Source organism: Pseudomonas sp. (assembly GCF_049590575.1).
Lineage (GTDB): Bacteria > Pseudomonadota > Gammaproteobacteria > Pseudomonadales > Pseudomonadaceae > Aquipseudomonas.
On the sequence record NZ_JBAWDE010000386.1, the window covers coordinates 1 to 23,297 of the forward strand.

Annotated in this window: 22 protein-coding genes and 1 pseudogene; 11 read left to right on the top strand and 12 right to left on the bottom strand. The window is 61.9% G+C overall.

The features are described from left to right. Nucleotides 1-160: 160 nt before the first annotated feature. The 7 genes from WBR57_RS26540 (at nucleotide 161) to WBR57_RS26570 (ending at nucleotide 12,026) form a co-directional block, all read left to right on the top strand. The gene (locus tag WBR57_RS26540; protein ID WP_424088039.1) at nucleotides 161-1,990 is read left to right on the top strand and encodes an extracellular solute-binding protein; all 1,830 of its coding nucleotides are present in this window, start codon (nucleotides 161-163) and stop codon (nucleotides 1,988-1,990) included. Further along, nucleotides 1,987-3,825, top strand: a complete 1,839-nt coding sequence (locus tag WBR57_RS26545; protein WP_424088041.1) for an extracellular solute-binding protein — start codon at nucleotides 1,987-1,989, stop codon at nucleotides 3,823-3,825. The genes WBR57_RS26540 and WBR57_RS26545 overlap by 4 nt, the downstream gene beginning before the upstream one ends. After that, nucleotides 3,826-4,902, top strand: coding sequence for a microcin C ABC transporter permease YejB (locus tag WBR57_RS26550; protein ID WP_424088043.1), 1,077 nt, complete (start codon nucleotides 3,826-3,828; stop codon nucleotides 4,900-4,902). It begins immediately after the preceding gene. Nucleotide 4,903: 1 nt separating this feature from the next. Continuing rightward, the gene (locus WBR57_RS26555) at nucleotides 4,904-5,923 is read left to right on the top strand and encodes an ABC transporter permease (RefSeq protein ID WP_016972786.1); all 1,020 of its coding nucleotides are present in this window, start codon (nucleotides 4,904-4,906) and stop codon (nucleotides 5,921-5,923) included. Between the two features lies 1 nt (nucleotide 5,924). Beyond that, nucleotides 5,925-7,532, top strand: coding sequence for an ABC transporter ATP-binding protein (locus WBR57_RS26560; RefSeq protein ID WP_424088045.1), 1,608 nt, complete (start codon nucleotides 5,925-5,927; stop codon nucleotides 7,530-7,532). A gap of 141 nt (nucleotides 7,533-7,673) precedes the next feature. Next, complete coding sequence (locus WBR57_RS26565) at nucleotides 7,674-11,081, top strand: hypothetical protein (RefSeq protein WP_424088047.1); 3,408 nt, start codon at nucleotides 7,674-7,676, stop codon at nucleotides 11,079-11,081. A gap of 60 nt (nucleotides 11,082-11,141) precedes the next feature. Further along, the gene (locus WBR57_RS26570; RefSeq protein ID WP_424088049.1) at nucleotides 11,142-12,026 is read left to right on the top strand and encodes a helix-turn-helix domain-containing protein; all 885 of its coding nucleotides are present in this window, start codon (nucleotides 11,142-11,144) and stop codon (nucleotides 12,024-12,026) included. Here the strand turns inward: WBR57_RS26570 and WBR57_RS26575 are convergent. Continuing rightward, nucleotides 11,968-12,555: a LysE family translocator gene (locus tag WBR57_RS26575; RefSeq protein WP_424088051.1), complete on the bottom strand. Its 588-nt coding sequence runs from the start codon at nucleotides 12,553-12,555 to the stop codon at nucleotides 11,968-11,970. The genes WBR57_RS26570 and WBR57_RS26575 overlap by 59 nt on opposite strands. Before the next feature lie 84 nt (nucleotides 12,556-12,639). On the opposite strand from WBR57_RS26575, the pseudogene WBR57_RS26580 reads away from it, so the two are divergent. Next, nucleotides 12,640-12,741 (top strand): annotated as a pseudogene (locus tag WBR57_RS26580) (alpha/beta fold hydrolase); the annotation flags it as partial. Nucleotides 12,742-12,805: 64 nt separating this feature from the next. Next, nucleotides 12,806-13,417, top strand: a complete 612-nt coding sequence (locus WBR57_RS26585; protein WP_424088053.1) for a TetR/AcrR family transcriptional regulator — start codon at nucleotides 12,806-12,808, stop codon at nucleotides 13,415-13,417. On the opposite strand, the gene WBR57_RS26590 is transcribed toward WBR57_RS26585, so the two are convergent. Then, nucleotides 13,414-14,043 (bottom strand): ribonuclease T2 family protein, encoded by a 630-nt coding sequence (locus tag WBR57_RS26590; protein WP_424088055.1) that lies wholly within the window; start codon nucleotides 14,041-14,043, stop codon nucleotides 13,414-13,416. The two genes, WBR57_RS26585 and WBR57_RS26590, sit on opposite strands and share 4 nt — an antisense overlap. A gap of 36 nt (nucleotides 14,044-14,079) precedes the next feature. Beyond that, nucleotides 14,080-15,060, bottom strand: a complete 981-nt coding sequence (locus WBR57_RS26595) for a Gfo/Idh/MocA family protein (protein WP_424088057.1) — start codon at nucleotides 15,058-15,060, stop codon at nucleotides 14,080-14,082. Nucleotides 15,061-15,187: 127 nt separating this feature from the next. Here WBR57_RS26595 and WBR57_RS26600 point away from each other — a divergent pair, with 127 nt between their 5' ends. After that, a complete protein-coding gene (locus tag WBR57_RS26600) occupies nucleotides 15,188-15,550 on the top strand; it encodes an NUDIX hydrolase (protein ID WP_424088059.1) in 363 nt (120 codons plus the stop codon). Nucleotides 15,551-15,650: 100 nt separating this feature from the next. Here the strand turns inward: WBR57_RS26600 and WBR57_RS26605 are convergent, their stop codons facing one another. From WBR57_RS26605 to WBR57_RS26620, 4 genes are read right to left on the bottom strand one after another with little or no spacing between them, the layout of a single operon-like run. Further along, nucleotides 15,651-16,124, bottom strand: coding sequence for a periplasmic heavy metal sensor (locus WBR57_RS26605; RefSeq protein ID WP_424088061.1), 474 nt, complete (start codon nucleotides 16,122-16,124; stop codon nucleotides 15,651-15,653). Next, on the bottom strand, nucleotides 16,121-16,546 hold the full coding sequence (locus tag WBR57_RS26610) for a hypothetical protein (protein WP_424088063.1): 426 nt from the start codon (nucleotides 16,544-16,546) through the stop codon (nucleotides 16,121-16,123). Before WBR57_RS26610 ends, WBR57_RS26605 begins: the two co-directional genes overlap by 4 nt. After that, nucleotides 16,543-17,121: an RNA polymerase sigma factor gene (locus WBR57_RS26615; protein WP_424088065.1), complete on the bottom strand. Its 579-nt coding sequence runs from the start codon at nucleotides 17,119-17,121 to the stop codon at nucleotides 16,543-16,545. The genes WBR57_RS26610 and WBR57_RS26615 overlap by 4 nt, the downstream gene beginning before the upstream one ends. 31 nt (nucleotides 17,122-17,152) lie before the next feature. Next, nucleotides 17,153-17,464, bottom strand: a complete 312-nt coding sequence (locus tag WBR57_RS26620) for a YXWGXW repeat-containing protein (protein WP_424088067.1) — start codon at nucleotides 17,462-17,464, stop codon at nucleotides 17,153-17,155. 223 nt (nucleotides 17,465-17,687) lie between these two features. Between WBR57_RS26620 and WBR57_RS26625 the strand changes: the two genes are divergently transcribed. After that, nucleotides 17,688-17,828 (top strand): hypothetical protein, encoded by a 141-nt coding sequence (locus WBR57_RS26625; RefSeq protein WP_424088069.1) that lies wholly within the window; start codon nucleotides 17,688-17,690, stop codon nucleotides 17,826-17,828. 287 nt (nucleotides 17,829-18,115) lie between these two features. Here the strand turns inward: WBR57_RS26625 and WBR57_RS26630 are convergent, their stop codons facing one another. From WBR57_RS26630 to WBR57_RS26650, 5 genes are all read right to left on the bottom strand, one after another. Then, on the bottom strand, nucleotides 18,116-18,376 hold the full coding sequence (locus WBR57_RS26630) for a hypothetical protein (RefSeq protein ID WP_424088071.1): 261 nt from the start codon (nucleotides 18,374-18,376) through the stop codon (nucleotides 18,116-18,118). 89 nt (nucleotides 18,377-18,465) lie between these two features. Further along, complete coding sequence (locus WBR57_RS26635; protein ID WP_424088073.1) at nucleotides 18,466-19,374, bottom strand: helix-turn-helix transcriptional regulator; 909 nt, start codon at nucleotides 19,372-19,374, stop codon at nucleotides 18,466-18,468. 36 nt (nucleotides 19,375-19,410) lie between these two features. After that, entirely contained in the window at nucleotides 19,411-20,106 is a 696-nt protein-coding gene (locus WBR57_RS26640) for a fumarylacetoacetate hydrolase family protein (RefSeq protein ID WP_424088075.1), read from the bottom strand. Between the two features lie 133 nt (nucleotides 20,107-20,239). Beyond that, nucleotides 20,240-20,569, bottom strand: a complete 330-nt coding sequence (locus WBR57_RS26645; RefSeq protein WP_026136677.1) for a hypothetical protein — start codon at nucleotides 20,567-20,569, stop codon at nucleotides 20,240-20,242. Nucleotides 20,570-20,660: 91 nt separating this feature from the next. Then, nucleotides 20,661-23,150 (bottom strand): TonB-dependent siderophore receptor, encoded by a 2,490-nt coding sequence (locus WBR57_RS26650; RefSeq protein ID WP_424088078.1) that lies wholly within the window; start codon nucleotides 23,148-23,150, stop codon nucleotides 20,661-20,663. Between the last annotated feature and the right edge of the window lie 147 nt (nucleotides 23,151-23,297).

The window sequence follows — 23,297 nt, forward strand, 5'->3', positions numbered from 1 at the left end:
GCGGTAGGCCAGCCAATGAATCTGTTGGCTGATGCATTGCTATCGGGGGCAAGCCCCCTTCCACATGGGTTCTGCGTCAATCCAACAGCCTTTTTCCAACCGGAACAAGCTGTTACTGTACCGATCATGAAGCCCAAGCCGCCTGGATCGGATCTCTGACTTGAAGCGTCCCCTCCTTCTACTAATAAGTCTGGCCTTGAGCTTTGCTGCGAACGCGGCGATTACCGAGAACCACGGTTACGCGCAGTTCGGCACGCTCAAGTACCCGACCAAATTCACCCACTTCGATTGGGTAAACCCTGCAGCGCCGAAAGGCGGGACCTTGCGGGTCATGGCATTTGGCACCTTCGATACGCTAAACCCGTATACCTTCAAGGGCTCAAGTCCGGTTTCCACGCCCAATTTCCTGCAATACGGCGTCAATGAGCTGAACGAACCGTTGATGGTCGGCACTGGCCTGTACGCGCCGTCCGGCGATGAGCCGACTTCCAGCTACGGCTTGATCGCCCAGTCCGTGGAATACAGCGAAGACCGCAGTTGGGTGGTGTTCAACCTGCGCCCCGAAGCGCGCTTCCACGATGGCAAGCCGATCACCGCCTATGACGTGGCGTTTTCCTATCGCACCCTGCTGACCGAAGGCCACCCGCAGTACCGCACCAACCTGCAGGAGGTGGCGCGGGTCGACATCCTCAACCGCCATCGCATCCGCTTTGTGTTCAAGCGCGCCGGCAACCCCTTGCTGATCCTGCGCCTGGGCGAGCTGCCGGTACTGCCCCAGCATTACTGGAAGAACCGCGACTTCAAGGCCACCACCTTCGAACCGCCGCTGGGCAGCGGGCCCTACCGCATCACCAAGGTCACGCCGGGTCGGCAACTGGTGTTCGAACGGGTCAAGGATTATTGGGGCAAGGACCTGCCGGTCAACCAGGGCTTGTATAACTACGACAAGGTTGAAGTGGAGTTTTACCGCGACAGTGACGTGGCCTTTGAAGCCTTCAAGGCCGGCGAATTCGACATCTATATCGAGCACCAGGCCAAGAACTGGGCGAATGGCTACAACTTCCCGGCGATCAACCGTGGCGACGTGATCAAGGCGCAGATCGCCCACCAGATCCCGACCCAGAGCCAGGGCCTGTTCATGAACACGCGGCGGGCGACCTTCAGCCAAACCAAGGTGCGCGAAGCCCTGGGCCTGATGTTCGACTTCGAGTGGACCAACCGCACCCTGTTCAGCAGCGCCTATAAACGCACCTTGAGCTACTACCCCAACAGCGAATTCGCCGCGACCGGCGTCCCCACCGGTCGTGAATGGCTGATGCTTTCGCCTTACCGTGACCAATTGCCGCCCAACCTGTTTACCCAAGCCTTCAGCCTGCCCCAGACCGACGGGCGCGGCATCCCTCGCGAGACCCTGCGCCGCGCCCTCGGCCTGCTCGGCGAAGCCGGCTGGAAGCTGTCCGGGCAACGCTTGCTGAACAAGGACGGGCAACCGCTGCGCTTCGAAATCCTGCTGGTCAACCCGAACCTGGAGCGCATCCTGCAGCCCTACGTCGAGAACCTGATCAGCATCGGCATCGACGCGCGCCTGCGCACGGTCGACCGCGCACAGTACAAGCAGCGCCTGGACCAGTTCGACTTCGACATGATCCTGATCACCCTCAACCAGACCTTAAGCCCGGGCCTTGAGCAGTGGCAGTATTTCCACTCCAGCCAGGCTGCGATCAAGGGCAGCAAGAACTACGCAGGCATCGCCAACCCGATTGTCGACCACCTGCTCGAACAACTGCTGGCGGCGCAGACCCGCGAAGAACAACTGGCGGCCGGCCGCGCCCTGGACCGGGTGCTGCTGTGGCAGCACTACAGCATTCCCAACTGGTACCTCAACTATCATCGCTTGGCCTACCGCAACCGGTTCGCCTTTGTCACCACGCCGCCCTACAGCCTGGGCCTGAGCGCGTGGTGGCTGAAAGCTTCGGAGAAAGCCCAATGATGCCTCTGCGCAACGCATTGTTCGCCAGCCTGTTGCTGTGCACCGCGGCCCACGCCGCCCCGCAGCATGCGCTGACGCTGTACAACGAACCGCCGAAATACCCTGCCGACTTCAAGCACTTCGACTATGTGAACCCGAATGCACCCAAAGGCGGCACCTTTCGCGAATCGAGCATGGGCGGGTTCGACAGCCTCAACCCGTTTATCAGCAAGGGCGTGCCGGCCGACAACGTCAGCCTGATCTACGACACCCTGGCCATGCAGAGCCTGGATGAACCGATCACCGAATACGGGCTGGTCGCCGGCAAGATCGAAAAGGCCCCGGACAACAGCTGGGTGCGCTTCTACCTGCGCCCCGAAGCACGCTTCCATGACGGCCACCCGATCCGTGCCGAAGACGTGGTGTTCACCTTCCAGGAACTGATGAAGGAAGGCTCGCCGATCTACCGCACCTACTATGCCGACGTCGATGAAGTGATCGCCGAAGACCCGCTGCGTGTGCTGTTCAAGTTCAAACGTACCAATAACCGCGAATTGCCGTTGATCCTCGGGCAGTTGCCGGTATTGCCCAAGCATTGGTGGGCTACGCGCGATTTTGCCAAGGGCAACCTCGAGATCCCCTTGGGCAGCGGGCCGTACAAGGTCGCCGAGGTCAAGGCCGGGCGCATGATCCGCTACGAGCGGGTCAAGGATTACTGGGCCAAGGACCTGCCGGTCACCAAGGGCTTTTACAATTTCGATAACCGCATCACTGACTATTACCGCGACAGCACCGTGTCCCTGGAAGCCTTGAAGGCCGGGCAGTTCGACTACTGGCTGGAGTTCAGCGCGAAGAACTGGGCCAATGCCTATAACATTCCGGCGGTGACCGAAGGCCGACTGATCAAGGAAGAAATCCCCAACGGCAACCCCACCGGCATGCAGGGTTTTGTGTTCAACACGCGCAAGCCGATGTTCCAGGACGTGCGCGTCCGCAAGGCGATCAGCCTGCTGCTGGATTTCGAGTGGAGCAACAAGCAGCTGTTCAACGGTGCCTACACGCGTACCCGCAGCTACTTTGAAAACTCGGAAATGGCCGCCACCGGCCTGCCCAGCCCTGAGGAGCTGAAAATCCTCGAGCCGCTGCGCGACAAGATCCCCACCGAAGTCTTCACCCAGGCGTTTGAACCGGCCAAGACCGACGGCAGCGGCATGATCCGCACCCAGCAGCGCGAGGCCTACCAGCTGTTGCAGGAAGCCGGCTGGCGTATTGTTGACGACAAAATGGTCGACACCACCGGCAAGCCGGTGACCATCGAGTTCCTGCTCGCACAGACCGAATTCGAACGCATCCTGCTACCGTTCAAGCGCAACCTGGCCGACCTCGGCATCGATCTGGTGATCCGCCGGGTCGACGTCTCACAGTTCGTCAACCGCATTCGCTCGCGGGACTTCGACATGTTGGTGGGCAGCTTCCCGCAGTCGACTTCGCCAGGCAACGAACAACGCGAATTCTGGAAGTCCTCCAGCGCCGACAAACCCGGCAGCCGCAACTACATGGGCCTCAAGGACCCGGCGATTGACCAACTGGTGGAACAACTGATCGACGCCGATTCGCGCCAAAGCCTGATCGCCCATGCCCGCGCGCTGGACCGGGTGCTGCAGTTCGGCTACTACGTGATCCCCAACTGGCACATCAAGACGTTCCGCGTGGCGTACTGGGACCACCTCGGCCACCCGAAAACCCCGCCGCGCTACGACGTCGGCACCGCCACCTGGTGGGCCAAGCCCGATGCCAAACCGGCGATTCCCCTGAGCACCACCCAAAGCGCCGATGCGGCGAGCGGAGGCGATTGAATGCTGGCCTATATTGTTCGCCGCCTGTTGCTGATCATCCCCACGTTGTTCGGGATCCTGCTGATCAACTTCGTGATTATCCAGGCCGCCCCCGGTGGCCCGGTGGAGCAGATGATTGCCAAGCTCGAAGGCTTTGAAGGCGCCACCAGCCGCATTGCCGGTGGCGGCGCCGAAGTCTCGGTGGCCGGCTCCAGCAGCTACCGCGGCGCCCAGGGCCTGGACCCGGCGCTGATCAAGGAAATCGAGAAGATGTACGGCTTCGACAAATCGGCGCCGGAACGTCTGTGGATCATGGTCAAGAACTACGCCCAACTGGATTTTGGCAACAGCTTCTTCCGCGACGCCAAGGTCATCGACCTGATCAAGGAAAAGATGCCGGTGTCCATCTCCCTCGGGTTATGGAGCACGCTGATCATGTACCTGGTGTCGATCCCCCTGGGGATCGCCAAGGCCACGCGGCACGGCAGCCATTTCGACGTGTGGACCAGCTCGGCGATCATCGTCGGCTATGCAATCCCGGCGTTTCTGTTCGCGATCCTGCTGATCGTGGTGTTTGCCGGCGGCAGTTATTTCGACTGGTTCCCCTTGCGCGGGCTCACCTCGAACAACTTTGACGAACTGAGCTGGGGCGGCAAGATCCTCGATTATTTCTGGCACCTGGCGCTGCCGATCACCGCGCTGGTCATCGGCAACTTCGCGACCATGACCTTGCTGACCAAAAACAGCTTTCTCGACGAGATCAACAAGCAGTACGTGGTCACCGCCAAAGCCAAGGGCCTGACCAACCACCGTGTGCTCTACGGCCATGTGTTCCGCAACGCGATGCTGCTGGTGATTGCCGGTTTCCCCTCGGCGTTCATCGGGATTTTCTTCACCGGCTCGTTGCTGGTGGAAGTGATCTTCTCCCTCGACGGCCTTGGCCTGATGAGCTTTGAAGCGGCGATCAACCGCGACTACCCGGTGGTGTTCGGCACCCTCTTCATCTTCACCCTGCTGGGGCTGGTGGTGAAGTTGATCGGCGACCTCACCTACACCCTGGTCGATCCGCGTATCGACTTCGCCAGCCGGGAGCATTGAGATGAACCTGTCCCCCCTCAATCGCCGCCGGTTCGAGCGTTTCAAGGCCAACAAGCGTGGCTGGTGGTCGCTGTGGCTGTTCCTGATTCTGTTCGTGCTCAGCCTCGGCGCAGAGTTGATCGCCAACGACAAGCCGCTGGCCGTGCACTTCGACGGCGGCTGGTATTTCCCGGCGCTCAAGCGCTACCCGGAGACCACCTTTGGCGGTGAATTCCCGCTGGAAGCCAACTACAAGAGCCCGTATATCCAGGAATTGCTCAAGGCCAAGGACGCCTGGACGCTGTGGGCGCCGATCCCGTTCAGCTACCAGAGCATCAACTACGACCTGAAGGTGCCAGCCCCCGCGCCGCCGTCTTCGGTGAACCTGCTGGGCACCGACGACCAGGGCCGCGATGTACTGGCCCGGGTGATCTACGGCTTCAGGGTGTCGGTACTGTTTGCCCTGACCCTGACCGTGCTCAGCTCGATCATCGGCGTGATCGCCGGCGCCTTGCAGGGTTTCTATGGCGGCTGGGTCGACCTGGCCGGGCAGCGCTTCCTGGAGATCTGGTCCGGGCTGCCGGTGCTGTACCTGTTGATCATCCTCGCCAGCTTTGTACAGCCCAACTTCTGGTGGCTGCTGGGGATCATGCTGTTGTTTTCCTGGATGAGCCTGGTGGACGTGGTGCGCGCCGAGTTCCTGCGCGGGCGCAACCTCGAATACGTGCGCGCGGCGCGGGCGCTGGGCATGCAGAACGGCGCGATCATGTTCCGCCACATCCTGCCGAATGCGATGGTCTCGACCATGACCTTTATGCCGTTCATCCTCACCGGCGCCATCGGCACCCTCACCGCTTTGGACTTCCTCGGCTTCGGCCTGCCGGCCGGTTCGCCATCGCTGGGCGAACTGGTAGCCCAGGGCAAATCCAACCTGCAAGCGCCGTGGCTGGGCATGAGCGCGTTCGCCGTACTGGCGATCATGCTGAGTTTGCTGGTGTTTATCGGCGAGTCCGCTCGCGATGCCTTCGACCCGAGGAAATGAGATGAATCAGGACAATCTGATCGAAGTCCGCGACCTCTCCGTCGAGTTCGTCACGGGCGCACACCACCACCGTGTGGTCAACAACGTCAGCTTCGATATCAAGCGCGGCGAAACCCTGGCGCTGGTCGGCGAAAGTGGCTCGGGCAAATCGGTGACCGCCCACTCGATCCTGCGCCTGCTGCCCTACCCGCTGGCGCGGCACCCGTCCGGCACCATCGACTATGCCGGGCAGGACCTGCTGACACTCAAGGAAAAAACCCTGCGGCACCTTCGCGGTAACCGCATCGCGATGATCTTCCAGGAGCCGATGACCTCGCTGAACCCGCTGCACAACATCGAAAAGCAGATCAACGAAGTGCTCGGCCTGCACAAGGGCCTGACCGGCAAGGTCGCCACCCAGCGCACCCTGGAGTTGCTCGAACTGGTGGGCATTCCCGAGCCGCACAAGCGCCTCAAGGCCTTGCCCCACGAATTGTCCGGTGGCCAGCGCCAGCGGGTGATGATCGCCATGGCCCTGGCCAACGAGCCGGAGCTGTTGATCGCCGATGAGCCGACCACGGCCCTCGACGTGACCGTGCAATTGAAGATCCTCGAGCTGCTCAAGGCGTTGCAGGCGCGCCTGGGCATGGCCTTGCTGTTGATCAGCCATGACCTGAACCTGGTGCGGCGGATCGCGCACCGGGTGTGCGTGATGCAAAAAGGCTGCATTGTCGAACAGGCCGACTGCGAGACGCTGTTCCAGTCGCCCCAGCACCCGTACACCCAGGAACTGCTGGCGGCCGAGCCCAGCGGCGGGCCGGCGGCTAATGCGGTTGGCGCGCCACTGCTGGAGGTCGATGACCTGAAGGTCTGGTTCCCGATCAAGAAGGGCTTTTTGCGCAACACCGTCGACTACGTCAAAGCGGTGGACGGCATCAATTTCAGCCTGCCCCAGGGTCAGACCCTGGGCATCGTCGGCGAAAGCGGCTCGGGCAAATCCACCCTTGGCCTGGCGATTCTGCGCCTGATCGCAAGCAAGGGCGGGATCCGCTTTGAAGGCCAGCAACTGGACAAGCTCACCCAGCAGCAGGTCCGCCCGTTGCGCCGGGAAATGCAGGTGGTGTTCCAGGACCCGTTCGGCAGCCTCAGCCCGCGCATGTGCGTTAGCGAAATCGTCGGCGAAGGCCTGCGGATTCACAAGATGGGTACGCCAGCTGAACAGGAAGCGGCGATTATCGCCGCGCTCAAGGAAGTCGGCCTGGACCCGGAATCGCGCAATCGCTACCCGCACGAATTCTCCGGCGGCCAGCGCCAGCGCATCGCCATCGCCCGCGCGCTGGTGCTCAAGCCACGCCTGATCCTGCTCGACGAACCGACCTCGGCCCTCGACCGCACGGTACAACGCCAGGTGGTGGAGCTGCTGCGCAGCCTGCAGGCCAAGTACAACCTGACCTACCTGTTCATCAGCCATGACCTGGCGGTAGTAAAGGCGCTGAGTCATCAGTTGATGGTGGTCAAGCATGGCCAGGTGGTGGAGCAAGGTGAGGCCAAGGCGATTTTCGCCGATCCGCAGCATGCGTACACCCGGCAATTGCTGGAAGCAGCCTTTCTGGCGCCGTGTGCGCAGTAACACTAGGCCGCCTACCGCGGCAGGAGACTCACGCCACACTCGCGCAGGAAGGTACATCTTTCATTAACCCCAAGCACACCGGACGATACCGACTCCAGCCGCCCATGCACATCGGGCGGTTCTCCACGGGGTTTTATCACCATGCAAGCCACTGCCTTTCTGGCCCATCAACGCGCCTATATTTCACCGTCTGCGATCGACCAGATCAGACGCGAAGCCAACCGCCTGCACACAGATCAGGTATTGCTCTCGACATTGATCAGTGAGTTGGCTGACAGGGTCACTGATCGCACCGAGCGCCCTGTCGGCCAGCTGACTGTCGCGGTACCCGCAGGTACGTACCTGGGACACTGGGTCGAGGTCTACCTCAAGGCCATCAATCACGCCGCGTTCCGTCACTGGGCGCGCAGCCAATACCTCGACCTGGCCACCCTTGGCGTGCACGGCTCGCACTTGCAGGCCACGCAGAACAACGCCGGGGTAAAGCAGACCGCCCATTTCTCGCTGAGTGACAACACCGGCTGGCGGCATGTAGCCGAGCCCATCATTTCGGCTTTGCAGGTACTCGATACCGGCCAGGCAGGTGTGCGTTATGTACCTGCGCGGGCGGGTCAGCATGAGGTCAAGCTGTCCCTGGACCTGGTCCTGGCTTTCTACGGCTACCCCACCCCGGTCAATCGCTGGCAAGCCCAGGTCATACTCGACGAACTGATGACGCTCAGAAGCTTTCCGGCGATCGACGACAGTGGACGAATCAAATCCACCGTGCGCGAAAAGCTCGCCGAAGAACAACGTGACTACCGGCAACTGGCCGATGAACTGCAAGCCATTCTGGACGATGGCCACGAGTTCAGATGGTTGCACGTGTATGGTCGGCGGTTGAACCTGCGCTCGGACTCTATGTTGTCCATGTCCCTGAAGGCAGCAGCGGCGATCCTGGAGGGGGTTGTCGAGAGTGAAGAATTCCTCAGCCTGAACCCGGAGGACGCAAAACTGCCGAGTGCCTACCACTACTCATTCAGCGAACAAGCGATTGTGTCGGTCAACACCAAGCGCACCCTTCATACAAAACCTGCCGATCGCACCGAGGATAATGTGCTGAACCGTCAATGGGACGAACTGGTGCGCCTGAGCGGTCTGCTGCAAATGGACATTCAGGCAGATGCCAGCCTGAGCCTCGCCGCATTGATGAACGCCTATCGCTTGCTCAGGCCCGCAAGCGCCACGGATGCCCAGGCCCAGGTCGACCAATTGCGTGCATACCGCGCGGTAGAAATGCCTTACGTCAACAGCGCGTCTCACTCCCTGGCAATCGCAAACCAACACTTGCAGCATATTGCCATTCTCAACGACCGTTACCGGGCACGCGAGGGGCTCGCGACAATGACCGACGACAGCCGCATAGGCCCGGCCCTCGCGGCGCTGCTGGAGCCGGACCCGGACTCGCCGTTCAAACCGCTGATCGACAGCGCCGCGCAGCAATTGCGGCAACTGAGCCGCGACCCCGCCTTCACACGGCTCGCGCAAGAGCATGACCTCGACGTCGAACGTTTGCTGTGGATCGACGCCGAAGGCCGGCTGACCGGGCTGGACCAGGAGGCAAAGCCCAAGACTCTGCCGGTGGCGCTGGACCAGATCAAGGCGTTGAGCACCAAGGTCGCGCCGTTGTTGCAACGGCTCAAACAGACGGGGGGGCGCATCGGCACGGATACGCGGGTCAGCCTGCAACAGCTGCTTGAGCTGTATCAACTCGACATTCCCGTCACCGCGCGTCAGGCCAAGGCCATTGACCGCCTGTTGGCCATACCGCTACCGCGCTCCCCGCTGAACGGCAACTATTGGAATGCGCTGCAAGTCGCACCATTGCTCCCCAACCAGCGTCAACAGGTGCTGCAAACCGTCCAGGCATTTCTGCCCTCCAGCGGCGACACGCTATTGGACTACCTGAGCCAGGCATTCATCGAGCCAATCACCCTGAACGATGTCCGTGCGCAGGCCGACCTGTTGCTGGGCCAGGTCCTGGCATCCCCTCGCGCCCAACGCCTGGCCGACAGGCTGTCCCAGGCGGTGCCCTGGCACGGCGTCCATGCCACCTCGAGCAGCACGCGGGCCAGCCGCAACGAGTTGCTGCTGGCCGCCCTGATCCTCAGCCTGGACCCGGAGGCAGGCCTGAAAAAGGCGTGCATCCTGGGAATTGACCTGGCCAGCCCGCACATGTGGGGGCTCAGTTTCACCGAGGTCCGCAGCGTGGTCGATGCCACCGTGAGAATGAGGCTGCTGCACGCCGGTACGGTCCCCCTGGCCACACATGTGCTGCTGGCCGGGGTAGCGCCGGAGTTTCTGGTGCAGGACATTTCTGACGACTTACCCTATATGAGTTCACAGACCTGGGTGCATTTCAAACAGTTCGTCGACAGCATCGAGCATGACAACCCCGGCGGCACCCGTGCCATGCGCTTCACTGATTTTCTCGCGCTGATCCACTTCACCGTGCCTGGCAACCCGCACAGGCGCAGCCGGGAACCGATTATCGACTGGGCGGTGGCCAACGGTGTGCTGCCCAGGAGCGACAAGGCCGACAGTCCCGATGACACCAACCGCGCCATCGGCGCGCTGAATGAGCAGCTCAGCGTGCTGCGCAGCAGCGCCCAGACTCTGGAGGCACCGCAGATCAGCGCACGCCAGGTAGCGTTAGAGGCGCTGAGCGCACTGTTCCCGCAGAACCGGCAACTGGATACGCCGCTGTTCTGGTGGCAACCCGAGGGTGCGCGCACCGCGCAAAGCCCGGCGCCCGGCCTTAGTCAACAGCAGCGTTTTTCACTGGTGGACCTGCACCTCGCGGGCAGATTGCACCACGACCCGGGCAACTGGCGCAGCCTTGATACGGCGATCAATTACCCGCAAATGACCCTGAGCTTTTTGCAACTCAAACCTCATCACCTGGTATTTGCCGACGTATTCAAGGCGCGGCTGGAGGCCGTGCGCGCAGCCCATCTGGTGTCCATTCGGTATTGGCTCTCGCAATTGTCGGTGTACAGCCGTGAAGCGCTGGCATCCGGCGCACTGGATTTTTTCAGCCTGCGCCAGGCCAACGCCACGCAGCCCGCTCGCTTTGGCATTCTGGTGTACTGCTACTACCCCGGGCATTCGCGTGCTTATGAATTTTTCCCCAAGCGCTTGGCGATTCGCGGCCGCCCGGACCTGCCACTCAAGGCCCTGCTCAAGCCCAACCGTACCTCGCTGCTAGCAGTGGACTGGCCGGCCTACGAGACCGGCGCGCTGCTTGTGCGCAACGCCCCGGTTGCGCTGATCGCCCATCGCTTCGCCCAACTGCCGGCGCTGCCGGGCCCTGGCGTTACAGTGCCGTATACCTTTGCCGCGGTCAGAAGCCAGGAACTGGCCACCCTCCTCGTCGATCAACACCTGCTGACAGGCAGCAGCGAGTTGCAAGAACGCGCCAAACAACCCATGTCCCTCAAGGATGCCATCAACCGACACGACCCCTGGGCCGCGTTCATCGCCGAGGTGATCCCGATGCGCATGCAATGAATGATTCACCGAGTGTTCTATGCAATCATCGGCGTTCATTCAGATGAGCGAGCGGCGCTGATGGCACTTGCCCCGGATAACACCATTCCTTGCTTCTGGCGCGACGAGCGCTTGCCGTTCATCGAAGCACGGACCATCGCCGACGGGCGCAAAGTCACCTACACCCGGCACGCCCACGAGCATTTCTCGATCGGCGCAATCACCACCGGACGCAGCTATTACCACCACGGCGCAGAGACCTTCCAGATCAGTGCCGGCACCGTGGTGCTGATGAACCCCGGCGATGTGCACGCCTGCAACCCGATCCATGACCAGCCCTGGTCCTATCACATGCTGTACCTCGATACGCCTTGGCTGACTGACCTGCAATACCAGCTGGGTTTCAGCACCGACCTGGGTTATCGCCCGTTCAACACGCCGCACACGCGCGACAGCGTGCTGTACAACGGCTTGATCGAGCTGTACGGAATACTGCTGGATGAGCGCGCCGAGCTGCTGCAGAAACAGAGTGCGCTGGTGAGTTATTTCACCGAGGTGCAGCAGCGCCTGAACCCTTCGCAGACCCCGGTGCGTGAGGTCAACCACAAACTGGAGCGCGCCGCCGAGTACATCCGTACGCACTGCACCGACGCGTTGAGACTCGAAGATATCTGCCTGGCGGCCGAGCTGTCGCCGTCGTACCTGATCCGCGCGTTCAAGCAGTATTTCGGGCTGACGCCGCATGCCTTCCTGGTCAACCGGCGTATCCAGTTTGCCCGCACCCAACTGCGCAATGGCGAGCTGATCGCCGATGTGGCCCTGGCTGCTGGTTTCGCCGACCAGGCGCATTTCCAGCGCACCTTCAAGCAGCACTTCGCCGCCACCCCCGGCCAATACCGCGACCTGCTCAAGCCATCAGCAAATAACCCACACTGGCCACCAGCAACCCGGCCATTGAACGGTTGAACAGCCGCACGCCGCGAGGATTGCTCAGGTAACGCCGCAAAAAAGTCCCGGCATAGGCCCAGCACGCTACCGACAGGTAGCAGATCACCAGGTACAGCGCCGCAAACAGCCAGACCTGCCCAGCGTCGCCATCGGCCACAAACAGCCCCATACCCGCCACGCAGGCAAGCCAGGCTTTGGGGTTGAGCCATTGCATGATGGCGCCATAGAGCATCGACGGTGCTGTCGCCGTGCCCTCTGCGTCCAGCCGCCCATCGTCCACCGCGAGTTTCCAGGCCATGTACAGCAAAAAGGCCACCCCACCCCACTGGATCAACTGGGTCAGGAGCGGCCAGCGCACCAGCACTTCATGCAGCCCCAGGCCGATCAACACCAGCAGCAAGGTAAATCCGACCGCCGCGCCGAACACGTGCTTCTGGCTGGCGACAAAGCCGAAGCGCGCCCCTGAACTCAGGGCCACTACATTGACCGGACCCGGCGTGATGGAGGTGGCAAGGGCGAAGGCCGCCATGGAAATGATCATGCTCATTGCAGTTCCTTTTTATGATGAGGCGCACACAGGGCTTCACGGTATAAGCCCAGGCCAAAACGGTATTGAACAAAATCACCCTCGGGCGCCGGCCTGCCGATTCTGCCGAACAGCAGCCACTTCGCCTTCCTGCAGGACCCGGCGTTGTTCAACGCGGCACCGTTGGGCTTCCTCGACAGCAAATAGACCCTGTACCCTGTCGGCGCGCACCCGCTGCGCGCACTCAGATAACTGCCACGCCAGGATGCCAATGCCCAACCCGACTCCCCGACGACGCGATGCCGCCGTCACCCGCGAAGCCATTCTGCTGTCCGCGCGCAAGGTGTTTGCCCAATCGGGTTATGACGCTGTCGGGTTGCCTGAAATCGCTGCCGGTGCAGGGGTCACCGCGATGTTGATCAACCGCTACTTCGACTCCAAGGAGCAGCTGTTTGCAGAAGTGCTTGCCGACACCCTGGCCAGCCCGATGACCCTGACGCCAGACAACCTCAGCGCGGAAAACCTCGGCCGCACCCTCGCCACCGCCCTGGTCAGCATCGACGAGGCCGGCAGCACGCCGCTGGAAGGTTTCCTGATCCTGTTGCATTCGGCGTCCAGCCAACGCGCCGCCGCGATCGGCCGCGAGCAGCTCGAAAAAGGCCAACAGGCAAGCCTGGCTGCGGCGCTCACCGGCGCCCATCACGAGGAACGGGCAGCCCTGGTGATGGCGCTGGTCTCGGGCTTCCAGGTGATGCGCCAGAGGCTCGAATTGGCGGCGTTGACCAGAGCCGATCCGCAGGTGTTGATCGACTTACTGGCGCCGTTGTTCCAGCAACTGGTGGGCGGCAACGACGGGCGTAGCCGCGTGGCAATGCTGCCCTAGCGCTGGCTGGGAATGCGGATCTCGCCGTCGCGGCACTGGGTTTTCACGCTGCGTGGGCAGCCGGTAAACGCCAGGTCCTTGGTCAGGCACACGCGCACCTCGGACAGCGCCTTGCCCTTGCAGATCACCGCCAGGCCATGACCGCCCAGGCGCGGGTTGCTCTCGCGAAACAGCGCCTCGATCTCACGGGCTTCAAGCGATGGCGGTGTGTTTAACGGTTGCAGTTGCGGCGGGATGACAACCGCGCCCAACGCCGCATCGGTTTTCTCCAGGTACGCCAGCGGCTCCAAGCCACTGCAGGTGCCATGTTTGGCCCATTCGTGCTTGAGCAGCGCACGCGTGACGAACAACGTGTCGCCCTTGGCCAATGCTTCACGACTCAGCGCTGACTGCGGGGCGCACGACGCCGGCCACCCGCCCCGCGCATACTGCGGCCACAAGCCATGCAGTACAAAGCCGTAGCCCTTGCCCGAACACTGTTGGTTGTCCGGGTGGGTCAGGCAAAACGTCGGCGACCACGACAGCGACAACACGTAAAAATCAAACGCCCCCGGTTGCCCCTGGCTACGCGGCGCCGCCAACGCGCTGGTGGCCAGCGCCAGCCACAACACCATCCAATATTTCATGCGTTCATTCCTTGGAAAAAACCAGGTGTATCGCGATTACACCGGAATATGGGGGTTACGTTGCAACACCTTGTCCAGGATTCGATCGGTCTTCAGCGCCTCGATCGCCAGCGACGGGTGCTCGGCCTCGCCACGGATATGCGCGTTCATGGCCACTACGTGATGCCACTGGATATGCGCGTGGCACGGCACGTCCAACACCTCATTGGTTTCGCCTTCAAGCCGCAGCGGCTGGTCCTCGAACACCGAGAACTGGATACGCCCGCGGCTGCCGATCAATTCGACACAGTCTTCCCTGCGGTCCGCCACAAAGTTCCAACAGCCCATGCCCAGTGCGCCGGAGCTGAAGGTCCAGCAGGCCGTCACCGCGTCTTCCGCCGCATAACGCCCGGCCTGGCGCGCGGTAAAGCCGCTGACCTCGACGATGTCCCCGGCCAGGTACTGGAACAGGTCGAACCCATGGCTGGCCAGGTCGGCAAAATAACCGCCCCCGGCGATCAGTGGGTCGGTGCGCCAGTTGGCGGCGCTGGCGTCGTCATCGGCCGGTGGTTTGCACAGGGTCCAGGTCAGGTGGCGCAGCTCGCCGATGCGCCCGTCTCGCAGCCAGTCACGCACTTGCTGGAAGCGCGGCAGCGAGCGTCGGTAGTAGGAGACAAACAGGTGCAGACCGGCACGCTCGAAGGTGCGCTGCATCAAGGCGCTCTGTTCGGCGTTCAGCGCCATGGGTTTCTCGACGCAGCAATGCTTGCCGGCCGCCGCCACCATCAGGCTGTATTCGAGGTGGCTGTCGGGCGGTGTCGCGATGTACACCGCGTCCACTTCGGGGTCGTCGATCAGTGCCTGGGCGTCGGTGTAAAAACGAGCAATGCCATGGCGTGCCGCATAATCGCGCACGGCCGCCTCACGCCGTCCCATCACGGCCACCAACGCCGAACCTGGCGCTTTGTAGAAGGCGGGTCCACTCTTCAATTCAGTGACGCTGCCACAGCCGATCATGCCCCAACGTACGGTGCTCATCTGGTTTCCTCGTCCGTTTTCATCAAACTGGCAGTATCCACATAGCCACGGCGGTGCGCCACAACCACTTAGCATGACAATTGCATTACACTTTTGTGACACTCATCCCGCTGCGGGGGCACAGACGATGAAAATACGCGCTACGGTCATTTGCGAGCACGAGGGACACATCCTCTTCGTGCGCAAGGCCAGATCAAAATGGGCGCTGCCGGGCGGCAAGGTCGAACGCAACGAGCGCCCGGTCGGAGCGGCCGAACGCGAGCTGGAAGAAGAGACCGGGCTGAACGTCGACGGCCTGCTGTATTTGCAGGAACTGAAGGCCCGCGACACGCTGCACCATGTGTTCGAAGCCTCGGTGGTGAACATTGCCGAGGCGCGGCCGTGCAACGAGATTGTCGACTGCCTGTGGCATGCCTATGGCGCCATGGACGAGCTGGACACCACCGACGCGACCCGCCACATCGTCAAATCCTTTCTACGGCGCTTGTAGTGAGTTGGGCGCTTGCAGGCAGGATGATGTGGCAGGTTTTGGGGCTGCTGCGCAGCCCGACGCAGGGCAAGCCTGCTCGCCACAAAGGGGATGTGAACACTCAAGAGCGTGGCTTGTCTTTGCCTTTGGCCTGCCCGCGCAAATACAACGCTTCGACTAACTTCTGCCGCTCATCCTGCGGCAACGTCCCGGCAAACTGCGCCAGCGTGCTGTCCACCAGCGCCCTCAGCGCCGCGTCAGCCTCACGCGCCTTGGCCAGCTCGGCCACCAATGCCTCGCGGTCCAGCGTCGGCGCCTCCAATTGCTTGATCACGCCCAACCGCGCCTCACGTCCGGCCATGACCAGCGGCTGGCTGTCGGCACGGTTATGCCGCAGCAACTGGCGCAGTTCCTTGCGGCGTTCGGGCGGCAACTTGACCATGGCCTGGCGCAAGCCGTGCTGGTTGACCACCACTTCGGCAGGCTGGGTGCTGGCGGCGATCCAGTGGTAAAGCCCACCGCCCACCCCGCCGAGCAAAAACACGTTCAGCAGCACTGACGCAATCAACCACGGTTTCAGGGATCTGACGGTCATTGCTCGGTTTCCTCGGCATTCACGCTGAACACGACTTCCGCATCGCCCTGGTCGAAGACACTGGGCAGCACTTCAGCGGACAACATCGGCAGCGGCACGCTCATGGACGCCACCAGCATCCCGGTGACAATGCCTGCAACGCCCACGCCAACGAGGCCGGCGGGTGATAACCAGCTGGCATAGCGCGACCAGAACGCGCGTGGGGCCGATTGGCGTATCTGCCGCACCAGGTCCGGGTCCGCAGCTGGCAGTTGATGGCCGTCCAACTGGCTGTCGAGCCAGCGCGCCTGTTGCACGGCCTGGCGCGCATGCACATTGCCGCTGTCGAGCAATGCCTGGGCGGCTGACTGTTCGGCGCCGGGCCAGCGATGCAGGTCTGCCCCGTAGGCATCGGCCAGGTAAACAAAGCGTTCGGGTGTCATGATTTCCCCCTTCCTGGGCGGGCGAGCCCGGGTGTGTCGGCAAGTTGGCTGCGCAACTGGCGTCGGGCCCGCGACAGCAGGCTCTCCAGTGCCTCGACGCTGATATTCATCAGGGCCGCGGCGTCGATATTCGACAGCTCCTGGTAGTACTGCAACACGATGGCTTCGCGCTGGCGTTCGGGCAAGGCCGCCAACGCGGCGGCCATGCGGGCACTGCGGTCCTGGGCTTCGAGCTGCTCATCGGGTGACGGCGCGCTGTCTGCAAGGTCCAGCGTGGCCGCGTCGCTCAACGGGCGCTCCTTGCGACGACGCAGGCGGTCGTGGCACAGGTTCAGCGCGACCCGGTGCAGCCAGGTGTCGAAACGCGCCTCGCCACTGCGCCAGTTGGCCGCCTGGCGCCAGATCCGCAGGAAGCTTTCCTGGGCCACGTCCCTGGCCTCGTCGGCATCGCCCAGGATCCGGCCGGCGAGCGCCAGCAAACGCGGCAGCTTGCGCGTCACCATTTCGTTGACGGCGGCAGGTTCGTTGTTGCCGATACGCGCCAGCAGTTCAACGTCCGGGTCAGTGTCTTTCAATCAGAGAGTTCCCGCGGCCGAGGGTCAGGTTTCAGCGGATCCAGTGCCCTTCGCGCCAGTACCAGTTCGGCCCATGGGCTTCCCAATGGCCCGGCTCCCAGCGCGCATTGCGCATCACCGGCTGCCAGTGGCCGGGCACCCAGCCGTAGCCGCGCCCTTCCCAGCGCCAGTGCCCCCGGTCCCAGGCATAACCGGGGCGCTGGGCCGGGATCACTTCGACGCGCTCTGGCGGCGGGGCCTGCTGAATGATGATTTCGGTCTGGGCAAACGTCGGGGTGCTGACAAATGCGGCCAGGGCCAGCGGTGCAAGCAAGGCAAAACGCAATGTGGCCAGGGGTTTCATGGCAACTCCTTCATGCAACGGGCGAAAGTGCAGGTTGCTGATGGGTTGAACGGCGGGTGCGCAGAAAATCCGTCGCGGGCTGCGCAGATTTTTCGTACAGAGGACACGGGCAGTATTGCGCAGGGGATGACAGGGCTTGATGAAATATCTGAAAGCTTGGCGACGGATTTATGCAGTGGGCAACGTTGAAGGATTAACGCAGGTAAACCCACGAGGAAATACCATGAACCGTCGCCTAACCATGCTGGTTGCCGCCCTGCTGATCGTCAGTCTCAGCGGCTGCGTGATCCTGCCGGAACATCGCCACTGCTGCTGGCGCTATTACGGCGCGCTCGACACGCCAACCCACACCGTCAACGGCTAGCCTACTGCCGCAAACCCACGGCAGCCGGAGTCAAATCGCGGACAAAAAAAATCCCAAGTAGCTGATGGAAACTTGGGATTCAAAAGTGCATAAACCGTGGGAGGTGAACGCCCGGCAATAATACCGAGTGCAAAAAGCCGTAACAAGATTAATTTAATCCTTTCGTCGGATTAAAAGCGTTGTAAGTCATTAAATAACCACACATTTTTAAAGGTGGTCGGTCATGTAAATGCCACTTTTTGGTGCAACTACCGAGCATATATCCACGTATAAAAAAGGGTTATAGATTACTTGGAAGTGCCATTACCCGTTGACTGATTGATCAACTTTTTGCACGCTTCGCTAAGTTCAACACCACCGACCGAGGCCGCACTGGCAACGCGCTCAACCTGCCGACACAGCGCTAAACGCTCCGCAGCTTCCTGTCGTTGGCGGTCCGTCTTGGCGTTGAGCTGCATGAAATAAACGCCAAGCAACACGGCAACGCACAGCACCGCGCCCGCGAAGTAGCGCAGGCTGTTGGCCGATGATTCGTCTGGCTGATGCATGATGCTGGAGCGCCCTGCTCTATCTGCGTCGAAGTGCGCAATTGTATGCAAATAGAAACACAGCGAATGTCGTGGATTTGTAAAGCGCCCTACAACGCGTCAGCGTGTTGCGCGCTTCGGAACTGCCCCGGCGCCATCCCGTGGGCTTTGCGAAAACACCGGGAGAAGTACGCCTCATCGGTAAAGCCGCAACGATGCGCAATGGCGCCGATCATCTGGGTGCCATTGAGCAACAGCGTGCGCGCCAGTTGCATGCGGCGGTCGAGCACCAGTTGCGAGAAGGGTTTGCCGGTTTCCTTGCGCAACAGGTGGGTCAGGTAGTTGGGTGACAGGAAGGCGGCGGCGGCCGTGTCCGTCAGGTTCAGCGTCGGTTCATGCAAGTGTTCGCGGATGTAGGCCTGCACCCGCGCCAACGCGTGCTTGCGCCCGCGCCGGGTGGCATTGTTGGCGGCAAATGCCTGCAACGGTTCGGCGTAGTGCTCACACACCAGGCCGATCAATTGAAACAGGTAGCCCTTGAGCCGTTCGCGCGCGCCGAAGGTGCGCTGGGCATCGAGGTCGCGCATATGCGCGAGCCAGGTTCTCAACTCGGCAAAAGCCTCATCGTCGAGGATGAAATCCAGCTGTTCCTGAAAGCGAAACGGCGACAGCTCCGGCGCCTGGCCGATGGGGATGTCTTCCAGATCGAGGGGGTCGCAGGTCAGTTGCGGCAGGAAAAACGCCTGGCTGAAGTTGATCAGCATGAACTCGCCATCCTCGGGATGCGGAATCACATGCAGCCGATGCGGCAAAATAAACGCCAGCGCCTTGCGCGGAAACGGCCGCACCGCGCCGCCGATATGCTGCACGGTGTCGCCGCCGAGGTTGATCTGGATCTGGAAATACTCATGGCGATGGGGACTGGTCAGCGCCGCCCGCCCGCGTTTGTCGCGGATGTAGAAGTCCGGGCGGTCGCTGCGTTGCTCCATGCCGTAGGTGGTGACGCGGGTGCCTGGCATAACGGTCTCTCGGGTGGCCTGGGCACCACTGTAGCCTCAACCTTGGGCGAGGGTGAAATTCAACTCGCCAAGGCCGTCGATGCCGGCGCTGACCACGTCGCCCGGTTGCAGCGCGCCAACGCCGGCCGGGGTGCCGGTAAAGATCAGGTCGCCGGGCTTGAGTGCCACGGAGTGGGAGGCGTGGCTGATGACTTCTGCGACAGACCAGATCTGGTCCGCCAGGTCGCCGACCTGGCGCTGCTCGCCATTGACCTTGAGCCAGATTTTCCCTTCAGAGGGATGCCCGATTGCACTCACCGGCTGCAGCGCGGTGGTCGGCGCCGATTGATCGAATGCCTTGGCCCATTCCCACGGGCGCGAGAGTTTTTTCGCTTGGGCCTGCAGGTCGCGGCGCGTCAGATCAATGCCGATGCCGTAGCCCCAGACATGCGACAAGGCATCCTCTGGGCTGATGTCTACCCCGCCTTTGCCGATCGCGACCACCAGTTCCACCTCATGGTGCAGATCGGCAGTCAGTGGCGGGTAGGCGATCACGCCCTCAGCCGGCACCACGGCGTCCGCCGGTTTCATAAAGAAGAATGGCGGTTCGCGGTCCGGGTCATGCCCCATTTCGCGGGCATGCTCGCTGTAGTTACGGCCCACGCAGAATATGCGGCGCAGTGGAAAACACGCTGCGCTGCCCTGCACGGACAAGGAAGGAGTTGGCGCCGGGGTGAAAACGTAATCGGTCATGGCCTGTGCCTCTTGGTTTGCCAGGCGCCAGTATCGCGAGGCACGGCGCGGCGAAGTTGGACAGGCTTACGCAGATTTTGCACTGGGCGGTGCTTGCACCGGCGTCACCGCAAGGGCCAGGGCCGTTGGGGGATTATTTGCGCGCGACTTTGTAGCGTACGCAATCCTGGTAAAAACTCTGACGAATCGCCTCGGGCTTGAGCCGCGAGCGGCTGTCATAGGTCTGCTCGGTGATGCCCATGGCCATCATGCGCATCCACGATTTGTTGAACTTGATGGTCTGGATCTTCTGCCGCGCGGCGTACAACGACACCCCCGACAGCTTCAGCTCCTGGGCCCTGGCGGCAGTGCCGGCGCCCCAACTGCACATGTACTTGTCACCCTCGCGCAGCTCCCGTGCCTGCACGGCAGCCGCGCCGCCGGCCAGGGAGCAGGCGATCAGCATGATTCCAACAGTGCGCATTTGCTTCCTCACCTAACCACCTGAAAATAAAAGCGATTCTGGCGAGGATTTTGTTACAAAGGGGCCATTAAATTGCCTTCTCAGCGTGCCATCACCACTGGTAGGTGGCGCTGGCCTGCACGGTGCGCTGTGAGCCATACCAGCACCACGAGTAGGAATAGCAAGACGCGACGTACTCTTTGTTCGCCAGGTTAGTGGCGTTGAGTGCCAGGCGCAGGTTGTCCTTGAGGTTGGCGATGTTTGGAATGTCGTAGTGCACCGCCGCATCGAACAGGGTGTAACCCGGTACTTTCAGGGTGTTAGCGGTATCACCCCAGGATGAACCGACATACCGCGCCCCCGCGCCGACGCCAAAGCCTTTGAGGTTGCCATCATGGAAGGTGTAGTCCGCCCACGCCGAGGCCGTGTGGCGGGGTACGCCGTAGGTGGTGGTGCCTTCAACAGGGATCGCCGGGCCGATGCCCCGATCCGTGAGCGGCGCGTATTGCACGGTGCTGTTGGACTTGCTTGCGCGGTTATCCAGGTAAGCATAGGCGGCGGTGATGTCGAGGTTATCGTTGAGGCTGGCTTTGCCTTCAAGTTCAAAGCCGCGCGATTGCTGTTCGCCGTCCTGAATGCTGCAGCGGCCGTTGCCACACAGGTGCGTTGGGTCCGGGTCCAGGGTCGGCACATTGCTTTGGCGCAGGTCGAAAATCGCCGCCGTGATGAAACTGTTGCTGCCCGGCGGCTGGTACTTGATACCAATCTCATACTGCTTGCCTTCGGTCGGCTTGAACACCGAACCGCCGAAACCGGTGCCCGACTGCGGGTTGAACGACTCCGCATAACTGGCATATGGCGCCAAGCCATTATCGAACAGATAAACCACGCCTACGCGGCCGGTAAAGGCTTCACTGTCCAGAGACGACTTGCTCTTGGCGCCGGTCCTCAGGGTTTTGGTGGTGCCGTCGGTGCTGGCCCAGTCATAACGACCGCCCAGCAGCAGCACCCATTTATCCCATTTCATTTGTTCCTGCAGATAGACGCCGGTCTGCTCGCTGCGCGAGGTGGCGTCCGTGGTGAACGCCGGCGTGGCCACCGGGGCGCCGTACACCGGGTCGAAGATATCCAGGGTCGGCCCACTGCCGTAACCCGCCTTGGTATCGGTGCTGGTGTTCTGGTAGTCGAGGCCCATCAGCAGCGTGTGCTGCAACGGCCCGGTGTCGAATCTGGCCTGGACCTGGTTGTCGAGGGTGTAGGCGTCCATGTCCACGTCGGTGGCGATGGTCGAGCGGTTGGAGGTGCGGTAATCCGCCTGCAGATTGCTGTTGTAGATGCTCCGGTAGACGCCTTCGGCGCGCAGGTAACGCGCGTTCTGGCGCACGGTCCATACATCGTTGAAGTGATGTTCAAACGCATAGCCGAGGGAGTAATACTCGCGGTCGCTCTTCTCGAAATGCTTCTCGCCGTCGTAGAAATCCACATCGATCTTGCGCCCGGTCGGGCTGTGCAGCACCGAGCCCCACGCCGGTACCGAGCCGTAGGAAGCGCCCTTGGGGTCCTTCTGGAAATGCCCGAGCAAGGTCAGCGAGGTGTCTTCGTCCGGGCGCCAGGTGAAGGCAGTGGACAGCGAGTGCCGGCGGGTCTCGGTGTGCTCGACCTGGCCGTCGGCGTCATCGAAAAGGCCGGCAACGCGGTAGGAATAAACCCCCTGATCGTCCATCGGGCCGCTGAGGTCGAAGGTGGTGCGCTTCTTGTTGAAAGTGCCGTATTCCACGCCCACTTCATGAAACGGCGTGTCCAGCGGGCGCTTGGTGACCATATTGATCACACCACTGGGCGTGCCCTGGCCATACAACACCGAGGCCGGGCCGCGCAGCACTTCGACGCGCTCCAGGTCAAACGCATCCTTTTGCGGCAAGGCGTCACGGCTCGACGGCATGCGCAGGCCGTCGAGGTAAGTCGCCGGCGAGAAACCACGGATGGTCAACTGGTCCAGGCGCGAGGCCGTGGCGCCGCGGGTCTCCGGGACCACAGCGGCGCTGTAGCGCAGGATCTGGTTGAGGCTCTCGGCGTTCTGCGCGCGCATCTGGTCTTTGGTAACAACCGAGATCGACTGCGGGGTTTCGATCAGCGCGGTATCGGTCTTGGTGCCCGACAAGCTGCGCGTGGCCACATAGCCGGAGACCGGGCCGGTGGGGCTTTCGGCCTGGTACGCGCCGCTGATGGTGGTGGCCTGCAACTCCATGGCATCGCCGTTATCCGGGATGGCTTCCAGGCGGTAGCGGTCGGCAGAAATCTTCAAGGCTTGCAGGCCGCTGCCGGCGAGCAACTGGGCCAGCGCCACATCGGTGTCGTACTGGCCGCTCAGGCCATTGCTGCGTTTACCACGTGTCAGGCTTGCATCGAATGCCAGCACCAGGCCTGCCTGTTCAGCCAGGCTATTGAGCGCCTGGCTCAAATCCCCCGCCGGAATCTGGAAACCACGCACAGTGCTGCTTTCTGCAGCAACGGTGGATTGGACGGTCAACAACGGCACGGCGGCAAAAGCTATCGCCACTGACAGGGCCAGTGGATGCAAGGGACGAGCGAGGCGCGACATGGGAAATCCTGCGTAATAGAGGTTCTATTAACCATGACGGCCATGTCGGCAAATCGGGCAAGGATGAGAGCGATTTTTATTTGAGATACTTTTTCCGCAGCTGCTGCAATCAGTTGCAGCGCTTTTTTGTGTAGCTTCCAGACCCAG